We start from the raw sequence: 18,912 nt of genomic DNA on the forward strand, positions 1-18,912 counted from the left end.
CATGGCTGTATCAGACTACTGGCTGGCCCGCTGCCACGTGATGGCCACCCACCCCAGCGCCCGACGCTGGGAAGAAGAAGCCGATGAGGCCGTGACCGTGGCCGCCATCTTGGCCGATAACGAAGACGACGTGCGCGAGCAACTGCAGCAACAGTGCCGTGCGGATGGCTTGGGGTTACTACGCATCGACGCTATCGAAACCTTGCTCCAGCGCTGCCGCCGCGAAGGCCTGGTGCAAGGGCTTGTCGAACTGGCGCACACCACCTCGTCGACGCACCCCGTTGCCTATGGGGAGATGCTGCCCCTGTTACCCGAACCCGCTGCCGAACCGGAACCCGCGACGCCCACACCCGCGGTGGCCTACCAAGAGACCACTTGGCAAGCACTCCTCGGCCCCCAACAGCCCCCGCTGTGGGCCGTGATCGATGGGGTCAACTGCCGAGAGGCCATGTCCCGCCTCCAGCAGCCCGGTGTACACAGCGCCTGCCTGTATGCCTCCACGGACGACGCCACCCGCGCTAACGCCCCCTGGCTGGTGCGCCTGGAAGCCGACAGCGAAGTGCGCAATTGGCTGGAAAGCCTGCCCCAAGACCAGCACTGGGGCGTACTGCTGCACTCCCACGCCACCCTCAAGCAACTGCGGAGCCACCTGCGCAAGTTCACCCTGCTGTGGACCCCCGCCAACGATCAGGCCCCGGTCTACTTCCGCTTCTACGACCCACGTGTCGCGTTAGACATGAGCCAGGCCCTGGAGCCTTGGAAGCTGGCCGCGTTGATGGCTCCGATAGAAGCCCTGATCGTGCCCGCCTCGCCGCTGATGACGTTGCCGCCAGCCCTCACGTTCATCCCCGAGATGGCGCTCGACACCGAGGCGCGTGAGGTGCAGGGCCGACTGGTGAGCATCGTCCTCAGCGACGATGCACGCGCCGCCAACGGCCAGGGACGGCAGTTTGCGATAGGACAGGCGGAGTATCGGCGCTTTGGGGAGTTGGCGCAGTCAAGAGCGAGCCTGGCCCTCGCACGGTCGCTCAAGGAGCGTTACCCCCACGTATCAGAAAGCGAGCGGATGCGTGCAGTGATCGATGCCCGGGCGCTAGGGCAGTCGTATGGCCTGTCCTCCAAAAAGCAGATCACAACGCTTGCCGTATGCGTGCTGGACATCGGCCCAGACTTCGTCAAAGGCCATCCCGAGGCAGAGCGCATCCTAGGCAACCCACAGCTTGCTGCTTGGCGGAAGTGCCAGTTACTGGAGACCTGGCTACCCCGAGGGCGACTCCGACAGGCGCTATTGGCTCCCTATCAACACGCCGGTCAGCATGAAGACAACTATCGGCCCATCGCTGATGAGGAACGTTCATGAGCTATCAGCCCAGCATTGAAGACATCGCATATTTAGCACAACACCAACCGGAGCACTTCTCTAGTCCTACGACAACGCTACGCTCGATCCGGAACGCCATGCAGGCTGATGATCCTATAAAACGTTCTGCATTTGAGTCGTCAACGGCTCAAGCTCATTACAACGACTTCTTGGCTAACGGTGGTCAAGCGTTGGCCGAAAGCCCCATACCCCCTGAACCCGCAGACGAAGGAAGCCGCCAAGACCCCGAGTTTGGTGCCATGTGCGTGGAGTGCGCTTCGTTGTCGCCCTGTATCGAAAAGGTAGAGGTCGTCTGCCACGGCGGTGAGAATACTCGCGTCGTTCTACAAGGCGAAAACGAACTCTCTGCGACTGGCTGCAAGATATATTTTGTGGCACATCAGTTCGTGACGGGCGAGGGAACCTTCGAAGACTTTCTAGCCGGTACGCCGCTCAAGGATGAAGGCCAAGTCAGCATCACACTGGCCAGCAACTGCCCCCATGATCAGCACACGCTCTATTGGACCGACGAGCTTAACGGTACGGCTATCGCCTCAGGAGCGACCTCCACGATTGACTTTACGGTGATGACGAAGCCCGTCCCGCCGATCACCCTACCCAGCGTGCTGATGGGGGTGGTCTCAACGAATGAAGCGCTCGCCTTTAAAGCCGCCGTCATGTTGCTGAATGTCCTCATGAACCGTACCGCCATGGTGAACGAAGAACGTTTTCGCATCAGTTACGATGGCACGAACGACTTCCAGTTCATGGCAGTGACGCTACCGCAGCTAAAGTTCGATGGCTTGGTGACTATCGCACCTCCCACGATTGATATTCGCCCGGTTGAAAAACGGGAAGGCCGTATGATCGCCGCACAACAGAGTATGGGGGCGCGGGTAAGGCAGGTAACCGCGCGGCAAGGCTGGGGCATCCACGCTGACCTCACCGTCGTTTGTGGCGCTAAGAATACAACCATTACCGTAGGACAAAGTCCCAGCGAAACCGAGACCCTCGATACCGGACCCTCGCTTCGCCAGGCAGAGAACCAGCGGCAACAGCAAAATGCGGTGGAGCAATTTATTGGCACGCTGACCGAGGCATCGCAACGTATCGCCAAAAATCTGAGTGGGACAGAAAATGACGATAGCAAGCTATTCAGTTTCTACACCCGTGGTCCGGAGCTCATGCTGGGCGCGACCACTGAGCAGGTGGAAGAGAGCGGTGGCCCCGGAACGACTTGGGCGATAACGCCAGGGCTTTCGTTAGCGTATGAGTGCGGGGTGCAGCTCGATATCTACGAAGCACTGAAAATGGCCGCCAGGGGAACCGGTGGTGGTGCCGCGCTCGTCACGTTTCTGGAAAGTGTCGAAGAGGGTTTTAATGTGTACTTTATCGAAGGCCAATTCATGCCCGCCTTATTCATGGAAGTCGGGTTAGGGGTTGGCCCCGAGGGCACGGAGGATAGGCTGGGCAATCATATGCTCCGCGCCACCTACAACGTACAAGCCAACGCCTTCGAGCAACCGGAAGGGCAGGTGAGCATCACCCTAAGTGCGCTGGTTAGCGGCGGTATGATGGGGTACTTCGACAGCTTGTTCACCGAGCGAACCGTGTTCAAGTACGGCGTACAGGTAGCCACCAGTGGCAGTATCGCGATTGCCATCCAGAACGGCCAGTGGGGCTATCAGCTCTCCCATGCCGGCGCGATGCTCAGCGTGCAGGGGTATAAAAAGGCGGATACAAGTGATCGCAAAAGCCAGTCAAGTGATGATGGTTTTCCAGCCCAAACCCAGCGCAGCAATTCTCAGATAGTCGAAACAGACGACGGTACTCGCTGGCAAGCCGATGGAGACATTCACAGCTACCGTTTGGCTGATAACTGGACGGGGGCTTTTATTTCATTTAACACCGGAGATTAGATCATCGTATGAAATCATTGATTACTTTTTCTTTATTGGTATTACTTACTATGGGGGCACAGGCAATGGCACAGCAAACCGAATATCAGTTTGGCGTTCGTTGGAGCGTTAATGGTTTAGCCACGGGTACGCACATCCAAGATATTCTACTCGACTTCAAAGGCGAGCCCAGTGCGCAGAATACAATGCTGCCAGTCACACAGTACGTTCGTAATGGGCTTAACGAAGTTCAATTTTACGCTTGGCCAGTGCCTTTTGCGGAGGGGCATGAGATACGACTGTCTATGGAGTATTGGGAGCCAGGGAAAAATCCGAATACAGAGGCCAAAACAGCCTTTGAAATCATGATTAAGCCAGGGGAAGAAGATGCTGAGCCAGAAGTGGTATCAAGAGACCCTAACGCCCCCCTACAACCAGTAGAGGGTGATATCCGCTGGGTGGACCATGTTGGACACTTCAGGCTACATGTGCCGTTCCAAAACCGGCAATCAATGCCCACATGGTGCTGGGAAGAGGGTGATGTGCTGCGTGATAACGAGGCTACCCGCGATAGCTTGGCCCGCGAGTACCGACGGCTCCATGCGCTGTTTGCGGCGGGTAATAACGAGGCCTTGTTGAACGCAGCCGCCACGCGAACCGAAGAGTTGGCGTTAGCTTCGGGCACTCCGGAAGAGTATGTGCGCCATCGGTTTAGCTATGATATGTACTTTGACAATCCTGATATTTACCAGTTAGACGATTTCCCCGAAGAGCCCATGACGCTAAACCTGGGAGCAGATAATCGCGTGGCATGGCTGACCACTAAAGGAGTAAGTGAACCCATTCGTTTTAATAATGTTTCACAGGAAGGTCGTGCTAGCTACGTAAGTCTCTACTTCATCCGTCGCGATGGCCAGTGGGAAATCTGCCGATGAAGCCCATTGCCCGCAAAGGCGACCTGCATCGCTGCCCCATCCCTGGCCACGGCACCACGGAAATCGTCTCCGGTTCGCCCTCTTTAGTTGAGGGCCAGCCTGTGGCGCGGGTGGGTGATAAAACCGGCTGTAGGGCCACGATTATCGAAGGCTCCAGCCACTCTAACCATGATGGTAAGCCCACCGCCTACCTGGGCTGTAAAACTGATCACGGCGGCGAGATTGTTACCGCGTCGAGTAATGCCAAGGTGCAGCCTTAATGTGCTGCGTTAGCTAAATGTACTTTACAGCATGAAAAAATGAGCTGTTTGCTGTTTGATCGTTGCGCTGATGCTCATGGGCGCGCCAACAAGGGGACAGAAACTGAGCATCAGTTTGGCGTTTGCTGCTTACAGTCTCCGCTGCTTAGAATCTCAGTTTCTCACCATCCCAGCCAAGAATGGTGAGAAACCCAAGCAGTATCAAGGAAGCGCGGCGGAGCTGAGTTTCAAGTGCAGCAGCTCGGCGGCACTTTTGCCTGCTACCGCGCCCAGCACCACGGCGCTCAATAGCCCGTTGCCGGACAGGTAGCCGCTGTCGTTGGAGCCTGAAACCCCTCTCGCCGCGCCGCCTGCGGCAAACAGGTTGGGCAGTGCTTGGCCTTGGGTATCAAGCACGCGGGCCTTGCGGTTCACTTCCAGGCCGCCTTGGGTATGGAACAGCGCTCCGGTGACGCGGATGGCGTAGTAGGGGGCTTTTAGCAGGTTGGCGGGCTCGAAGCGTCGGCCAAATGCATCCGTGGTTTGCTGCTCGGCGTGCTGTTGCATCTGAGTGAAGGTGGCTTGCAGTGCGCCAAGAGGAAGTTTCAGGCCAGTGGCCATCTCTTCCAGGGTCGAGAAGCTGCGTACCGCGCCGCTCTCCTCGGCGTTGCGGTAATCTTCGAACGCCTGGGCAGACTCATGAATGCGCGCGTCATACAGGTTCCAGGCCACTTGCTCCGGCTGCGCCAGCACCTTGGCGGCCTGCTCGGAGTAGCCGCCGTGTTCGTTGGAGAAGCGCTCGCCCTTGATGTTGACCTGAATGCCCCCTTGCATCATCAGCGCCCAGCTAATCAGCGTTTGGTGCGGCGTGGCGAGGGAGCCATGGCCTTGGCAGGCGCCTAAATCTTTGGTGCTGGCGCCCATTGCCTGACCCCACAGTAGGGCATCGCCCTGGTTTCCTTCGTGGCCGTAATACAGTGCGTGTTTCAGCGTCGGTAGATAGCGCTCGACCAGCTCAGGGTTACCGCCGTAGCCGTTGCAAGCCAGAATCAGCGCATCGCAGCCAATGCTTTCGCGGCTGCCGTCTGGGCGCTGGAGCGTGACGCCGCGTACGCGCTGGGTGCTATCCACATGCAAATCCACGACCTGAGCCTGGGTCAGAATATCGATACCCGCCGCCTCAACAGCATTAAGCAGCGCGCCCATCAGCTCTTCCCCGGTACGCCGAGGCGTGGCGTGCATACGCAGGTGACGGTGGCCGGGGTAAAGAAAGCCTTCCACTAGCTCAAAAGGCACGCCGTGTTGGTCGGCCAGCCACTCGATGGTGGGGCCGGACTGGCTGGCCAGCAGGTCGACGATGGCCGGGTCCGCCTCGAAGCCATTCTTCTTTTGAATATCCTCCGCCATGGCCTCGGCGGAGTCGGTGACGCCCAGCTCATGCTGAAAGCGCGTATTGGCGGCAGGGATAAAGCCCGACGACATCGCCGTGCTGCCACGGGGCAGGGCATCGCGCTCCAGCACCGCAAGCTCGATACCCGCTTCCTGTGCTGCCAGGGCGGCCACCAGCCCGCAGGCACCCGCACCGATAATCAGCAGCGGCAGATGAGCATCGAAGCCCTCGTGTGTGTAGGGAATGATCGCCATTACGCCTGCTCCGCAGCTTGGTGGAAGGCGTCCAGAATCTCGCCCGCCGGGGCTTGCCATACGTCGGCATGCCCGCTGATGTGTGCCAGCACCTCTTCCAGGCAGGCAATACGGTGAGGCTGGCCCACCAGCCAGGGGTGTAGGTTCAGCGCAAACAGCCGCCCACCCTGTTCGCGGGACTCTTCCAGCAGAAAATCAAACGCGTCTTTTACCTGTGTTACCCATGAGTCTTCAGAATGCAGGTTCTGGCTCATCACGAACTGATCTTCAATCTCGGTGGCCAGCGGCATCATGGTCAATTTGCCGGTGCTGGTGTCGCACGCATAAGGCAGGTCGTCATTCACCCAGTCGGCGCAGTACTCAATGCCATTTTCTGCCAGCAGGTCCAGGGTGTTGAAGCTCTGGTGCTTGGCGGGGCTGAGCCAGCCGCGAACGGGTTGGTCGGTTACGCGTCGCAGGGTATCGACGGAGCGCTTGACCAGCTCGGCCTCTTCTTCGATGGGCTGGCCGCCGTAGTGCAGGTGGTCCATGTTCCAACCGTGGGCGATAAATTCACCGCCGTGCTCTTTTAAGCGCTGTACCAGATAGGGCGTCTGCTCGGCGAGCTGGGCGTTGATCGCAAAGGTCGGCGTGATGTCATGTGCCGCCAGCGCTTTGAGAACACGATAGATACCCACGCGGTTGCCGTAATCCCGCAGCGAGAAGTGGCGCAGGTCCGGGTAGGGCATGGTCATGCCGTTGGGTACCTTGAACGGCACGCCGCGCTGGTTGAGCGGGTAGAACTGCAGCGAGACATTGATCCATACCGCCAGCGTTTTGCCCCCGGGCCAGGTCACCGGTGGGCGTTCACTCAGCATCGACCACGCATAGCGCTCATGGTCGTAGCCGTGGCGGCGGTAAGGGTAGTCGAGATAGTCGTCATTGAGCGCCATAGCGTTATCCCTGTTTGCCTGCGGTGGCGGCCTGGGCCGCGATACTGTCGAGGGCGGAATCGTAATAGTGGGCCAAGTAGTAATCGGCAATCTCGCGGCCCGTGGCGACCCACACATCCGGGTGGCCGGTGATGTACTCCAGTGCCTCTTCAAACGCCTTGATTCGGTGGGGGCAGCTCACTTGGTAATTGTGAGTGGGAATGCACATCACCGTGCCGGACTCTGCGCCCTCCAGGTACAGGCGGTCAAAGTGGCGCTTGAGCATGGTGGCGTACTGGCGCGGCTCCACTTTGTTCACCGCGTAGACGATGGTGTCGTTCATCTCCAGCGAGTAGGGCATCGAGATGAACCGCTTGCCTGAACGCACGCTGACCGGCGTGGGTTGGTCGTCGTGGAACAGGTCGCAGGTGTAAACACCGCCTTGCTCGCCGAATAGCTCCTCGCCCACTTCGGCAAACAGGTCCAGCGTGCGTTCCGAATGGGAGAGCGCAGGGGCCAGATAGCCCGCGCAGGCTTGGCCAGTATGGCGATGGATGGTCTCCATACTGTCTCGGATCATCGCCCGCTCTTGGTCTTCGCTAAGGCCGTAGGTGTAGCGGGTGTTATAAATGCCGTGGCTGAAGAACTCCCAGTCGCGCTCTTTGCACATCTGGATGATCTCGGGGTGATGCTCGCAGAGGGCCGTCGATAGCGACACCGAGCCGCGAATGCCGTACTTGTCCAGCAGGGCCATTTGGCGCTGATGGCCCACCCGGTTGCCGTAATCGCGAATGCTGTAGCCGGGCACCGACGGGTGGGGGTGCGGCCACGGCTTGCGGCTCGGGTTCTGCGGCGGGTCGATCTCGTAATACTCGATATTGGGGGCCACCCAGAAGGCTACCTTCGCGCCGCCGGGCCAAGTGATTTTCGGGCGCTGGTCGTAGGCCCAGTAGTCGTAAACGCCAAGTGACTCTTTCATCGTGGGCTCCTCGCCTTATGCATCGCCCTCGAGCCACGCCAGCACGTCAGCCACGGGCATGACATCGGCGTACTTGAGGTGCAGGTCGGTCAGGTTGGCGTAGTGGTAGCTCTCGTGCTTGTCGGCCACGCACTCCATGGGCACGATGGTGCGGTAGCCGCGGGACAGGCTCTCCACGGCAGTGGCGCGGATGCAGCCGGATGTGGAGCCACCGGTGATGATCACCGTGTCGACCTGATGCCATACCAGCAGTGACTGCAGCGGCGTTTCGAAAAAGGCTGAAGGCATGCGCTTGGTGTAGATCACGTCGCGGGTTCGGTCGATCTCGCAGCGCTCGTCGAACTCGGCGCGCTCGGAGCCGTACTTGATGTTTTGCAGCGAGTCGGGAGTATCGGTGCGGGTGCCCCACACGCCCGCATCTTCTGCGGAGTCTAGGAAGGCGACGTGAGTCCAGACCACAGGCCATCCCTTCTCCCGAAAGCCACGCGCCAACTGGTTCGTATACTCCAGCTGTTTGGGGTCGGTTTCGTAGGCGGTCTTGAAGAGGTCGGTGCGGGTGTAGGCCTTTTGCGGGTCCACATTGACCAGCACCGCTTTCTTGCCAAAGCCGAAGGGCACTCGCTGCGGGTTGGCCATGACCTCGTGAAAGATCTCTTTTGCCGTTTTATCGGTGGTCTGCATCATCGTCTCCTGAATCGTTATTGGTTGGCGGCACGGGTCACTGGTCGCCACGTGTCGATGAACGAGCGCTAGCGATTGTCGTACTGCTCGCCCAGCTCGAGCATCGCCTGGGTGCCCAGGTAGTCGTTGAGCTGTTTGAAATCGAGCATCTGGTCACGGAAGGCATCGGTGGTGCCATCCTCTTTCAGCGTGGCAAAGAAACGGCTGGCCATATGGGTAATCGCCCGCACCAGTGCGCCGGGGAAGATCACCAGCGAAAAGCCCAGCGCTTCCAGGGCCTTGGCATTTTTCAGCGGTGTATCGCCGCCTTCGACCATGTTGGCCATGATGGGCACCTTGCCTTTGAACTGTGCCATGATCTTGCCGATGTCTTCGTCGCTACGAATGCCTTCGATGAACAGCATGTCGACGCCCGCTTCATAGTAGGCCTGGGCGCGCTCGATGGCGCTGTCGGTGCCTTCGACACCCAGTGCATCGGTACGGCCGATGATCAGCGTACTGTCGCTTTCCCGAGCGTCCAATGCGGCATGCAATTTGCCGACCATTTCACCTTTGGAGACCAGCGTTTTGCCACGCAGGTGGCCGCAGCGTTTAGGGTAGGTCTGGTCTTCCAGCTGAATGGCATTGGCGCCTGCGCGCTCCAGCAAGCGTACGCTGCGCATCACGTTCATGGCGTTGCCGAAGCCGGTGTCGCAGTCCACCACCACCGAAAGCTGCGTGCGCTCGCGAATGTGCGACATGGCGGTGCAAATTTCGGTAATGCTGAGCAGGCCAATGTCCGGGCGGCCCAATTGGGTGTAGGCCAGACTGGCACCCGACAGGTAGACGGTGTCGAAGCCTGCTTGCTCGGCAAGCGATGCGCCGAGGGCATCGAAGACGCCGGGGGCCACGACGATCCTGCTGTCGTTCACGTGCTGTTTCAGTTGGGCTGGCTGGTGCGCCAAGGGGGAGGAAGCCTGGTGGGAAACATTGGGTTGGCGTGTCATAGCGGTCTCGTCATGTGGGGGGTGGGTTGCGCCAGCGCCAGGTCGTTCCAGACATCCTGGCGGGTAATCAGTCCATCGGTTAATTCGAAGCGGTCAATGAAGCGCACGCTGTCGCTGGTGCTGCCATCCAACCACTCGACGGCCAGCTCGCCGTGGCAAACGACGATGCTTTGGCGAGGCGTCAAACAGTGGTTCACGGCATGAAAGGTTTTACTGACGCGGCGGTAGCGCTGTCGGGCCCACGCCACCACGTCGTCGAGCTGATGCATGGCGGGCGCCCCCGGAAACTGCATGACGACATGCTCGGCCAGACAGCGCTGGGCAAGCGCAAGATCGCGTGCTTCCATGGCGTCCAGAAACGTCAGTACCTGCTGCACGTCATGGGGATGAACATCGAGGCATTGCGTATTCTTCACGGCGCATTACTCTTGTTGATATGGCCAATGCGGTATGCTGATACGGTGTTTTATATGTATTATATTTAATACATTTTTATGTCTATTGTTGTTCTCGCGTCAAGCCTGATGTGAATATTTTTTGATGCATACCCTGGAGGGGCGTGAATGAGTGATGCACAGTCCTCGGCGGTGGGTGGGACCAAATCGCACCGGATCTACCTGCTGCTGAAAGATGCCATTCTCAGCGGCAGGCTGCCCGTCGACAGCAAGTTGCCGGGCGAAAACAAGTTGGCCGAACAGCACGGCGTTTCCCGCGTGACCGTTCGGCGAGCCATGGAGGCGCTGCAGTCCGCTGGGTTGGTGGCTCGCAAGGCAGGGGTGGGAACCGTGGTGCTGGAGCAGCCGCTGGATGCCACGGTGATGACGGCCAGTGTCTCCAATCTGATGCCCAACATGGTCAAGATGAGCCAAGCGTCTCAGGTACGCCTGCTGGAGTTTGCCTACATTCCGCCCCCGGAGATGATTCGCGAGCGGCTGGGCATGGCCAAGGGCGGCAAGGTGCAGCGTTCGGTACGGGTGCGGATGATCGATGGCAAACCGTTTTCGCATCTGATTACCCATGTGCCGGAAGCCATCGCGCTGCACTACAACGAAATGGACCTGGCCAATACGCCGCTGTTCGTCCTGCTGGAGCGCAGCGGCGTGAAGGTGGACCATGCGTCGCAATCCATTTCGGCCACGCTGGCGAGCCATGACGTGGCCCAAGCGCTGGATGTCACCGTAGGCTCACCGCTGATCTCGCTGACCCGCGTGGTATTCGATGAGCAGGGTCGCGGAGTAGAGCACCTGGAGGCGCTGTATCGGCCCGACCGTTATCGGATCCAGATCGATCTCGAACGCAACGGTGATGATGATGCGCGGTACTGGGAGCCACGCGTGGGCGGTGGACCCACCCAAACCGAGGGGTAAGTGGGCACTTTTTCTCTGCTTTTAATGTATTAAATTTAATACAGATTCAAAATTTAAAAAAATACATTTGACCTGTGCTGGATAACTGCGCTAGTTGTATTGGGGTAACAATGACAAGCCTGGTAGGGCGCACTGAGGCCACGAGTGACGACAATGAGTTCCCCCAAGACGCTATTCGACAAGGTGTGGCAAGCCCACGAAGTGCATCGCAGCGACAGCGGCCAAAGCCTGCTGTGGGTAGACCGTCACTTTGTCCATGAAGGGTCGTTCCATGCCTTCAACAAGTTGAGTGAACGACAGTTGCCCGTCGCCCGACCCGACCTGACCTTTGGCATTGCCGACCACTATGTGCCCACCCAGGCACGAGACCTTGCCGGCGTGGCCGACGCCAAGGTGCGCTCGATGATCGAGCAGCTCAGCCATAACACGCGACAGCACGGGGTGACGCTGTTTGGCCTGGACGACCCACGCCAGGGCATCGTACATGTACTAGGCCCTGAGCAAGGGCTTACCCAGCCCGGCATGGTGATGGTATGCGGGGACAGCCATACCGCCACCCACGGGGCGTTCGGCAGTATTGCTTTCGGGATTGGCGCGTCAGAAGTGGCCCATGTGCTGGCCACCCAAACCCTGTGGCAGAGCAAGCCCAAGGTGATGCGTATTACAGTGGAGGGCCAGCTGGCGGAAGGGATCACTGCCAAGGATATCGCCCTTACCTGGATTGCCAAACTGGGAGCCGACGGCGCCCGCGGCTATGCCATCGAGTACGCAGGCGAGGCGATTCGGGGGCTCTCCATGGAAGCGCGGCTGACGCTGTGCAATCTCTCCATCGAAGGGGGCGGGCGCTGCGGTATGATCGCCCCGGATCAAACGACGTTCGACTACCTGCGTGGGCGCCCCTGGTGCCCGAAGGGCGAGGCTTTCGAGCAGGCCTGTGCACACTGGGCGACGCTATGCAGCGACCCTGACGCGGCGTTCGATCTGGAAGTGGTGCTGAATGCCGACGAGATCGCCCCTACGGTGACCTGGGGCGTCTCGCCGGAAGAGGCGCTGCCCATTGATCAGCACGTGCCCGATCCTGTTCAATTGGATGACCCGTCCAAAGCGCGCCAGGCCCAGGAGAGCCTAGCTTATATGGGCCTGGTGGCAGGGCAAAAGCTCACCGATATCACCATCGACCGCGTCTTCATCGGCTCCTGCACCAATGCCCGGATCGAAGACTTGCGTGCCGCCGCCGCCGTGCTGGCTGGCCGCAAAAGCCGCGTGCCCGGTATGGTATCCCCCGGCTCGACGCTGGTGAAAACGCAAGCGGAAGCGGAGGGCTTGGACCGTATCTTCATCGAGGCGGGACTGGAGTGGCGCCACTCCGGCTGTTCCATGTGTGTGGGCATGAACGGTGACTTGGTGGCCAGCGGCGAACGCTGTGCGTCGACTACCAACCGTAACTTCAAAGGACGCCAAGGCCCGGGCGCGCGTACCCATTTGATGTCGCCCGCCATGGTCGCCGCGGCGGCCATCAGCGGGCGGCTGACTGACGTACGCCAGCTTGCTTCCTCCTCACCCCGCGCCTCTGGAGAGCCATCATGAAACCCATCACCATCCTGGATACCCTGGGGGTGGCGTTACCCGCCGCGAACGTCGATACCGACCAGTTGATTCCTGCCCGTTTCATGAAGGAGCCACGCAGCGTGGGGTACGGGCAGTTTCTACTGTATGACGTGCGCCATGATGAACAGGGCCAGCAAGTGCCGAACGTCATGCTCAATCACCCCATGGCGAGCCAGGCGGAAGTCATGGTCAGTCGACGCAACTTTGGCGCCGGCTCTTCCCGCGAGGCGGCTGTCTATGCGCTGGTGGACGATGGTTTTCGCTGCGTCGTGGCGCCGAGCTTTGGCGATATCTTCGCGTCCAACGCCGTCAACAATGGCTTGCTGCCCGCCGTCGTAACGGAAGAGGTCGCCGAACAGCTGTTGCAGGCCCTGGCCGAGGCGCCTGCGCCTATCGTGGTGGATTTGGAAGCGCAGCAGATTCGCGTCGGCGAGCTGAACGTACCCTTTAGTGTCTCTGCCGTGTGGCGCACCAAGCTGCTGAACGGTTGGGACGATATCGATATGACTCGCCAGCATCTTGAAAAGATCGATGCGTTCGCCGCGGATTACGAACAGCAGTTCCCATGGGTAGCGCCGGCGCCGCCCAGTGACGAGATCATCAGCAGAGGATAACATTGCCCCGGGTCAAGCTGCCGTCAGAGCAGCCACCCCGCGCCTAACATGACGGACCGATAACAACACGACGCACGCTTGCAACAATGGTTTTAGGCAGTAGATCAACACAATAACCGCTACAACAGATCACCTTGTGCAGGAGACACACATGAAAAAAGTAACCCTTACGTTGGGCATGCTCACGGCGCTGGCCTCGACCCATGCCTTGGCAGTGGACCAAATCAACGCCGTCCACGCCTTTCCTCCCTCCTTGATTTACACCCAAAGCTTTTTGGAATTTGTAGATAAAGTGAATGAGCGCGGTGAAGGCGTGGTGCAGATCAACGTGCGTGGCGGCCCCGAGGTCATCGGGCTTTCCGAGCAGCCGGACGCAGTGCGCAATGGCGTGGTGGACATGGCCTACACCGCCGCCAGTTTCTATGCCGGCACGGTGCCCGAGCGGGATGCCATGGTCGCGTCCAATACCAATGCCATTTATGCCCGTGAGAATGGCGGTATCGACCTTCTCAACCAGATCCACCAGGAAAAAATGGGGACTTATTACTTGGGCTGGTTCGACAGCGGGGTCAGCTACAACCTTTACACCATTGACGAGCCGAGCCTGGACGAAGAGGGCAACCTCAGTATTTCGGGGCTGCGCCTGCGCAGTAACCCCGTTTACGACGCCTTCTTTCAGGACTATTTAAAAGCGCAGCCGATTAGCCTGCCGACGACCGACGTTTACGCGGCCCTGGAGCGCAGCGTGGTCAATGCCACCGGCTGGACGCAGATCGGCCTGAAGGATCTCAACTGGGATCGTTTCCTCAACTACCGGGTCGATCCTGCCTTCTTCTCCACGGACATGGGCGTGATCGTCAACCTGAGCAAGTGGAACCAACTCAGCGAAGAGTCCCAGCAAATCTTGCAGGAGGTCGCCATCGAGCACGAGCGTGAGAGCGCCGAACAATTGGCGGCGCTGGCCGATGAGCAGCAGGCACAGTTGGAAGCCGATGGCATGCAGGTCGTTACCTTGGAAGGCGAAGCGGCTCAGCGTTTCTCCGATGCTGCCCGAGATGCGACCTGGGAGCGCATGCGTCGCCAGATGGAGCGTCACCCGATGGGCCTCGAGCACTACGATACGCTGATCGAAAAATTCAACGATCTATAACACCTAGGGGGCGCCGAGCCATCGCGCGCCCCATGTTGTGGCTATTTTCCAGGGTGTCTTATGCGCTACGCACAACGCGGCTATCTGCTGCTGCTTAACGGCATGGCTCTGCTCGCCGCCATCATGCTTGTCTGGCTGATGGTGGCCGTGGTGCTCTCGGTGGTCATTCGTAACTTAGGGCTCCAGCCGTCGGCTTGGTTCTTTCTGTCGACCGAGTACGCCATGTTCTACCTCACGCTCTTGGGGGCGCCGTGGCTGGTACGCCAAAAAGGGCACGTTCACATCGAATTGCTTACCTCGGTGCTGCCGCCGGCCGTGCTAAATGTGCTCAGCAGGGGCGTGTCACTGCTGTGCGTCGTGGTGTGCGGTGTGTTGGCGTGGAAGGGGTTGGACTTGGTCATGATGAATATAGAGCGTAACGATTATGACGTACGCGCCTTTTTCGTGCCTAAGTGGATATTGACGGTTGTATTTCCTATCAGTTTTACGTTGATGGCAATCGAGTTTGGCCGCTTTGTCGTGGGTCAAGACATTCTTCATAGTGGCGAAGCGGGGATTAAAGAATAATGGAATGGTACTTTGCGCTCGCCTTTTTACTCTCGCTCATTCTGCTTTTTATGGCGATTGGCACCCCTATCGCCCTAGCCTTTTTAGCCGCTAACGTCATTGGTGCATGGCACTTCATGGGGGGGCAAGCGGGCATCCTACAGATGCTCAATAACGGGTTTGGTGCACTGTCGAGTTTCAACCTAGTGCCCATACCGCTGTTCTTGTTAATGGGGGAGCTGTTTTTCCGAACCGGTTTGGGCATGAAAATGTTCAATGCCGTCGATCAACTCATGGGTAAAGTGCCGGGGCGTTTATCGTACGTCACGGTCGTGGGCGGTACGGCATTCTCCACGTTAAGCGGCTCTTCCATGGGCTCTACGGCGTTGATGGGATCGTTACTGGTGCCTGAAATGCAGCGCCGTGGCTATAAAAAGAAAATGGCCATTGGCCCGATCCTGGGAACCGGTGGTTTAGCGATCATTATTCCACCCTCCGCGCTTGCGGTACTGTTAGCGACATTGGCAAAAGTGGATATCGGCGCTTTGCTGATTGCCGGTATCCTGCCGGGACTAACGCTGGCAGGCTTCTACATTGCTACTATTTTCATTCAAACGACGTTGGATCCGCTAGCGGCGCCGAACTACGAACTCGAACCGGTGCCGATGGCGGCGAAGCTGAAGCTGATCGTGACTGACATCCTGCCCATGCTCAGTGTCATGGTCATTATCGTTGCGTTAATGCTGATTGGTTTTGCCACTCCGTCTGAAGCCGCTGCGTTTGGCGCGTTGGGCGTCATCATCCTGGCGTTCATCTTCCGCTGCATGACATGGGAAGCGTTCAAACTCTCCGTGACCGGCGCTTTGAAAGTCACGCTGATGGCCTACCTGATCGTGTTCGGCTCGGCCACGTTCAGCCAGCTGCTCGGCTTCTCGGGAGCCTCGGGGGGACTGATTGCCTGGGCGACCGGCTTCGACCTATCGCCTCTGCTGATGTTGTTGGCAATGTTTGCGGTGCTTCTGGTACTGGGCACGTTCATGGAGCAGATTTCCATCATGATGCTGACCGTGCCGATTTTCTTCCCGTTGGCGCAGGCGCTGGGATTCGATCTGGTGTGGTTTGGCGTCGTAGTCTTGCTGGCGCTGGAGATCAGTTTCTCGACGCCTCCTTTGGGTCTACTGCTGTTCGTTATGAAGGGTGTGGCGCCCGCAGGGACGACCATGCGCGAAATCTACTCGGCGGCGATCCCCTACATTCTCTGTTCGATGCTGCTGGTGGCCGTACTGGTCGTGTTTCCGGGGCTGGCGACCTGGCTACCCAGCCTGCTGCAGTGAACGATATCAGGGGAGCGTAAGATCATCGCAAAAGAGAGGCGGCTGCCTCTCTTTTGTTTTGGGGAACGCTTGGTGGGCGGCGTGCGTTTATTCCCAGGCAGGGAAGGGGTCCGGGAGCTGCTTCCACGCTTCCATGCCTTCCAGCAACTCTGCTTCGCTCAGCAGGCACTCATCCAGCGCAGCACGCATGCGGGATTGATCCATGTTCTGACCAATGAACACTAGCTCCTGGCGCATGTCGCCAAATGGCTCTTGCCATTTCTCCAGAATGAACTGGCGGTATTCCGGGTCTTCCGGCCAGTTGGCTTCCGGGATGGCCTTCCAGAACACCCCGGCAGGGCCGTGATGGGCAATGCCGCCTGCCTGGCTCCACTGGCCCGCGTAGCGGGGGCGAGTAGCCAGCCAGAAAAAGCCTTTGGAGCGCAGCAGGCCCTTGCCGAACCACTCGGCATTCAGCAGGTCGTGAAATTTTTGCGGGTGGAAGGGGCGGCGGGCGTGGTAGGCGAAGCTGCCAATGCCGTACTCTTCGGTTTCCGGTACGTGCTCTCCGCGCATCTCTTTGAGCCAGCCGGGCGCCTGCTGGGCGCGCTCGAAATCGAACTTGCCGGTATCCAGCACCTTGTCCAGCGGGACACCGCCCTGGGTGATGGGCACCAGCTCGGCCTCCGGGTTGAGCGAGCGTAGAATCGCTTTCAATGACGCCAGTTCAGTCTCACTGATCAAGTCCGTCTTGCTGATCAGCAGCACATCGCAAAACTCGATCTGATCTACCAGCAGGTCGGCAACGTTGCGCTCATCGTCCTCGCCCAGGCTTTCTCCCGCCTCGGCCAGGCTCTGCGCTTCCTGATACAGGGCCAGGAAGTTGGCACCATCGACCACGGTGACCAGCGTGTCCAGTCTTGCGACCTGGGAAAGGCTTTGGCCGCTTTCGTCTTCGAAGGTAAAGGTTTCTGCCACGGGCAGCGGCTCGGAGATGCCCGTGGACTCGATGACCAGGTAATCGAACTTCCCTTCACGGGCCAGTTGGCTCACCTCCACCAGCAGATCCTCGCGTAAGGTGCAGCAAATACAGCCATTGCTCATCTCGACGAGGCGCTCTTCCGAGCGATTCAAGGCGACGTCGCTATCCAGCGTCGGCTCGCCAGGCCCGCCACGCACCAGTGCACCATCGATATTGACCTCGCTCATGTCGTTGACGATCACCGCAACACGTCGGCCCTCGCGATTGGCGAGAATATGATTGAGCACGGTGGTTTTACCGGCACCCAGGAAGCCTGAAAGCACGGTCACGGGCAGGGGAGAAAATGCAGACACGGATAGGTCCTCTCACTTTTATATGTTATGTGATAATATAACACTTAGTGGCGGCTGAACATATCCTGTCATGGCGACATGAACGTGGGCGGCACGGCGACTTTGCCAGTGAAATGAGAGGCATTAGGCAGCGGTGAGAAGAAAAGCTTAGCGCTTGTATTGAGTAGGGCAGTAGCCACGCATGACATCGGGCGAACGCAGGGCTCGGTGCTTGGTCGTGCGGCCCGTGACCCGCTTGCGCCATAGGCGGAATGAACTTGGCTTCATCTGGTGACGCATCACCTCGATCACATCGGATTCGTCCAATCCAAAGAGCCGCTCGATGGCTTCGAAAGGTGTGCGGTCTTCCCAGGCCATTTCGATGACGCGTGATTGTTCATCCTCAGGTAGGCAGCGAAAGCGTTTGACCGCCGCTTTAGGCATGGCGCGTCCTCGTCGGTGACATGAAGCAGGACAGTCATGCTATGTCGGTTTATGTGCAAAATCTATACATTGATATTTTATTGTATAGAGTTTTGTTGATGGCTAGCAATTTCGCTCACTTATTTCACTGCAAGCAGTGCGCGGAAGAGGCCGCTCATGAGCACCGGTTCGTCGCGCTGAATACGAAAACCTGCGTGTTGGAGCATGGGCGTGGCTTGCCGTGTGATATCGGTTGCGATGAAGGAGGTAAGGATGTTGACTGCGCGTCGTCCCCAGCCCGACGGTTGGTCATCGGGTTGGAACTTATCCATAACGCACAGCTGCCCACCGGGCTTAAGCACACGGTAGGCCTCGGTCAGTCCCTGCTCGGGGCAGGGCATCACCGCCAAAATCAGATGCATGACGACGACATCGAAGTGCTCATCGGGATAGAGCAGTTGAGTGGCATCCATGACATGGCAAGCCACATCTCGCTGATAACGCTCGGCCCTGGCGCTGGCGCGTCGGACCATACCAGGTGTAAGGTCGGTCAGGTGTATTTCTAGCCCATGGGGTATGAAGGGAAGGTCCAAGCCCGTTCCTGCGCCCACCAAAAGAATGCGCATACCGGGCTCCCAGTCGACGTGGCTGAGCGCGACACGCCGTGGACGACGTAACGCTCGCGATACGACCGCATCATAGAAAGGTGCATAGGCACTATAGCGAAGGCGATTCCAGGTCGTCGTATTCAGCATAGGGCCCCTCAAGAGACGGTTGGGCTAGCGCAGAGGTTGCGTCATGCTGGGTATGGATCATGCGCACTGCATAAGGTGCTCAATAGCTACTCCGTCCAGTATCTATAGCACGAAGCGTTGATAAGCTCCAAAACGCTGGAAACATGACGCGCATTCCACGACAAACGCCAAGCGATGTGGCGATATCCG

Annotated in this window: 19 protein-coding genes; 10 read left to right on the top strand and 9 right to left on the bottom strand. The window is 58.8% G+C overall.

The window, feature by feature from the left end; genetic code table 11:
• Position 1: 1 nt before the first annotated feature.
• The 4 genes from FRH_RS08535 to FRH_RS08550 are packed head-to-tail and all read left to right on the top strand — an operon-like array spanning position 2 to position 4,453.
• Positions 2-1,360 carry a DUF4123 domain-containing protein gene (locus tag FRH_RS08535; RefSeq protein WP_281998074.1) on the top strand — a complete coding sequence of 453 codons (1,359 nt, stop codon included), beginning with the start codon at positions 2-4 and terminating at the stop codon, positions 1,358-1,360.
• Positions 1,357-3,279 carry a hypothetical protein gene (locus tag FRH_RS08540; protein WP_281998075.1) on the top strand — a complete coding sequence of 641 codons (1,923 nt, stop codon included), beginning with the start codon at positions 1,357-1,359 and terminating at the stop codon, positions 3,277-3,279. Before FRH_RS08535 ends, FRH_RS08540 begins: the two co-directional genes overlap by 4 nt.
• 8 nt (positions 3,280-3,287) lie before the next feature.
• Positions 3,288-4,193, top strand: coding sequence for a hypothetical protein (locus FRH_RS08545; RefSeq protein WP_281998076.1), 906 nt, complete (start codon positions 3,288-3,290; stop codon positions 4,191-4,193).
• Positions 4,190-4,453 carry a PAAR domain-containing protein gene (locus FRH_RS08550; protein ID WP_281998077.1) on the top strand — a complete coding sequence of 88 codons (264 nt, stop codon included), beginning with the start codon at positions 4,190-4,192 and terminating at the stop codon, positions 4,451-4,453. The genes FRH_RS08545 and FRH_RS08550 overlap by 4 nt, the downstream gene beginning before the upstream one ends.
• Positions 4,454-4,654: 201 nt before the next feature.
• Here FRH_RS08550 and FRH_RS08555 read toward each other — a convergent pair whose 3' ends face one another.
• The 6 genes from FRH_RS08555 to FRH_RS08580 form a co-directional block, all read right to left on the bottom strand.
• The gene (locus FRH_RS08555) at positions 4,655-6,076 is read right to left on the bottom strand and encodes an FAD-dependent oxidoreductase (protein ID WP_281998078.1); all 1,422 of its coding nucleotides are present in this window, start codon (positions 6,074-6,076) and stop codon (positions 4,655-4,657) included.
• On the bottom strand, positions 6,076-7,008 hold the full coding sequence (locus FRH_RS08560) for a polysaccharide deacetylase family protein (protein ID WP_281998079.1): 933 nt from the start codon (positions 7,006-7,008) through the stop codon (positions 6,076-6,078). The genes FRH_RS08555 and FRH_RS08560 overlap by 1 nt, the downstream gene beginning before the upstream one ends.
• 4 nt (positions 7,009-7,012) lie before the next feature.
• On the bottom strand, positions 7,013-7,966 hold the full coding sequence (locus tag FRH_RS08565; protein ID WP_219862771.1) for a polysaccharide deacetylase family protein: 954 nt from the start codon (positions 7,964-7,966) through the stop codon (positions 7,013-7,015).
• A 15-nt stretch (positions 7,967-7,981) separates the two neighbouring features.
• Positions 7,982-8,650 carry an isochorismatase family protein gene (locus FRH_RS08570; RefSeq protein ID WP_281998080.1) on the bottom strand — a complete coding sequence of 223 codons (669 nt, stop codon included), beginning with the start codon at positions 8,648-8,650 and terminating at the stop codon, positions 7,982-7,984.
• A 65-nt stretch (positions 8,651-8,715) separates the two neighbouring features.
• Positions 8,716-9,633, bottom strand: a complete 918-nt coding sequence (locus FRH_RS08575; RefSeq protein ID WP_281998081.1) for an oxaloacetate decarboxylase — start codon at positions 9,631-9,633, stop codon at positions 8,716-8,718.
• On the bottom strand, positions 9,630-10,049 hold the full coding sequence (locus FRH_RS08580; RefSeq protein WP_281998082.1) for a nuclear transport factor 2 family protein: 420 nt from the start codon (positions 10,047-10,049) through the stop codon (positions 9,630-9,632). Before FRH_RS08580 ends, FRH_RS08575 begins: the two co-directional genes overlap by 4 nt.
• 147 nt (positions 10,050-10,196) lie before the next feature.
• Between FRH_RS08580 and FRH_RS08585 the strand changes: the two genes are divergently transcribed.
• The 6 genes from FRH_RS08585 (at position 10,197) to FRH_RS08610 (ending at position 16,252) form a co-directional block, all read left to right on the top strand.
• Positions 10,197-11,000: a GntR family transcriptional regulator gene (locus FRH_RS08585; RefSeq protein ID WP_281998083.1), complete on the top strand. Its 804-nt coding sequence runs from the start codon at positions 10,197-10,199 to the stop codon at positions 10,998-11,000.
• A 153-nt stretch (positions 11,001-11,153) separates the two neighbouring features.
• Positions 11,154-12,587 carry a 3-isopropylmalate dehydratase large subunit gene (gene leuC, locus FRH_RS08590; protein WP_281998084.1) on the top strand — a complete coding sequence of 478 codons (1,434 nt, stop codon included), beginning with the start codon at positions 11,154-11,156 and terminating at the stop codon, positions 12,585-12,587.
• Positions 12,584-13,222, top strand: coding sequence for a 3-isopropylmalate dehydratase small subunit (leuD, locus tag FRH_RS08595; RefSeq protein WP_281998085.1), 639 nt, complete (start codon positions 12,584-12,586; stop codon positions 13,220-13,222). Before leuC ends, leuD begins: the two co-directional genes overlap by 4 nt.
• A gap of 151 nt (positions 13,223-13,373) precedes the next feature.
• On the top strand, positions 13,374-14,372 hold the full coding sequence (gene dctP, locus FRH_RS08600) for a TRAP transporter substrate-binding protein DctP (RefSeq protein WP_139528381.1): 999 nt from the start codon (positions 13,374-13,376) through the stop codon (positions 14,370-14,372).
• Between the two features lie 60 nt (positions 14,373-14,432).
• A complete protein-coding gene (locus FRH_RS08605; protein WP_139528382.1) occupies positions 14,433-14,939 on the top strand; it encodes a TRAP transporter small permease in 507 nt (168 codons plus the stop codon).
• A complete protein-coding gene (locus FRH_RS08610) occupies positions 14,939-16,252 on the top strand; it encodes a TRAP transporter large permease (protein WP_139528383.1) in 1,314 nt (437 codons plus the stop codon). Before FRH_RS08605 ends, FRH_RS08610 begins: the two co-directional genes overlap by 1 nt.
• Positions 16,253-16,339: 87 nt before the next feature.
• On the opposite strand, the gene zigA is transcribed toward FRH_RS08610, so the two are convergent.
• The 3 genes from zigA to FRH_RS08625 all read right to left on the bottom strand — a co-directional run bounded on the left by zigA (position 16,340) and on the right by FRH_RS08625 (position 18,723).
• Positions 16,340-17,566, bottom strand: a complete 1,227-nt coding sequence (zigA, locus tag FRH_RS08615; RefSeq protein ID WP_219862785.1) for a zinc metallochaperone GTPase ZigA — start codon at positions 17,564-17,566, stop codon at positions 16,340-16,342.
• Between the two features lie 147 nt (positions 17,567-17,713).
• Positions 17,714-17,989 carry a TIGR03643 family protein gene (locus FRH_RS08620; protein ID WP_153843488.1) on the bottom strand — a complete coding sequence of 92 codons (276 nt, stop codon included), beginning with the start codon at positions 17,987-17,989 and terminating at the stop codon, positions 17,714-17,716.
• A gap of 119 nt (positions 17,990-18,108) precedes the next feature.
• Positions 18,109-18,723 (bottom strand): class I SAM-dependent methyltransferase, encoded by a 615-nt coding sequence (locus tag FRH_RS08625; protein WP_153843489.1) that lies wholly within the window; start codon positions 18,721-18,723, stop codon positions 18,109-18,111.
• Positions 18,724-18,912 lie beyond the last annotated feature (189 nt).

The organism is Halomonas sp. A020 (assembly GCF_027943625.1).
In the GTDB taxonomy this organism is placed as follows: Bacteria; Pseudomonadota; Gammaproteobacteria; order Pseudomonadales; family Halomonadaceae; genus Vreelandella; species Vreelandella piezotolerans.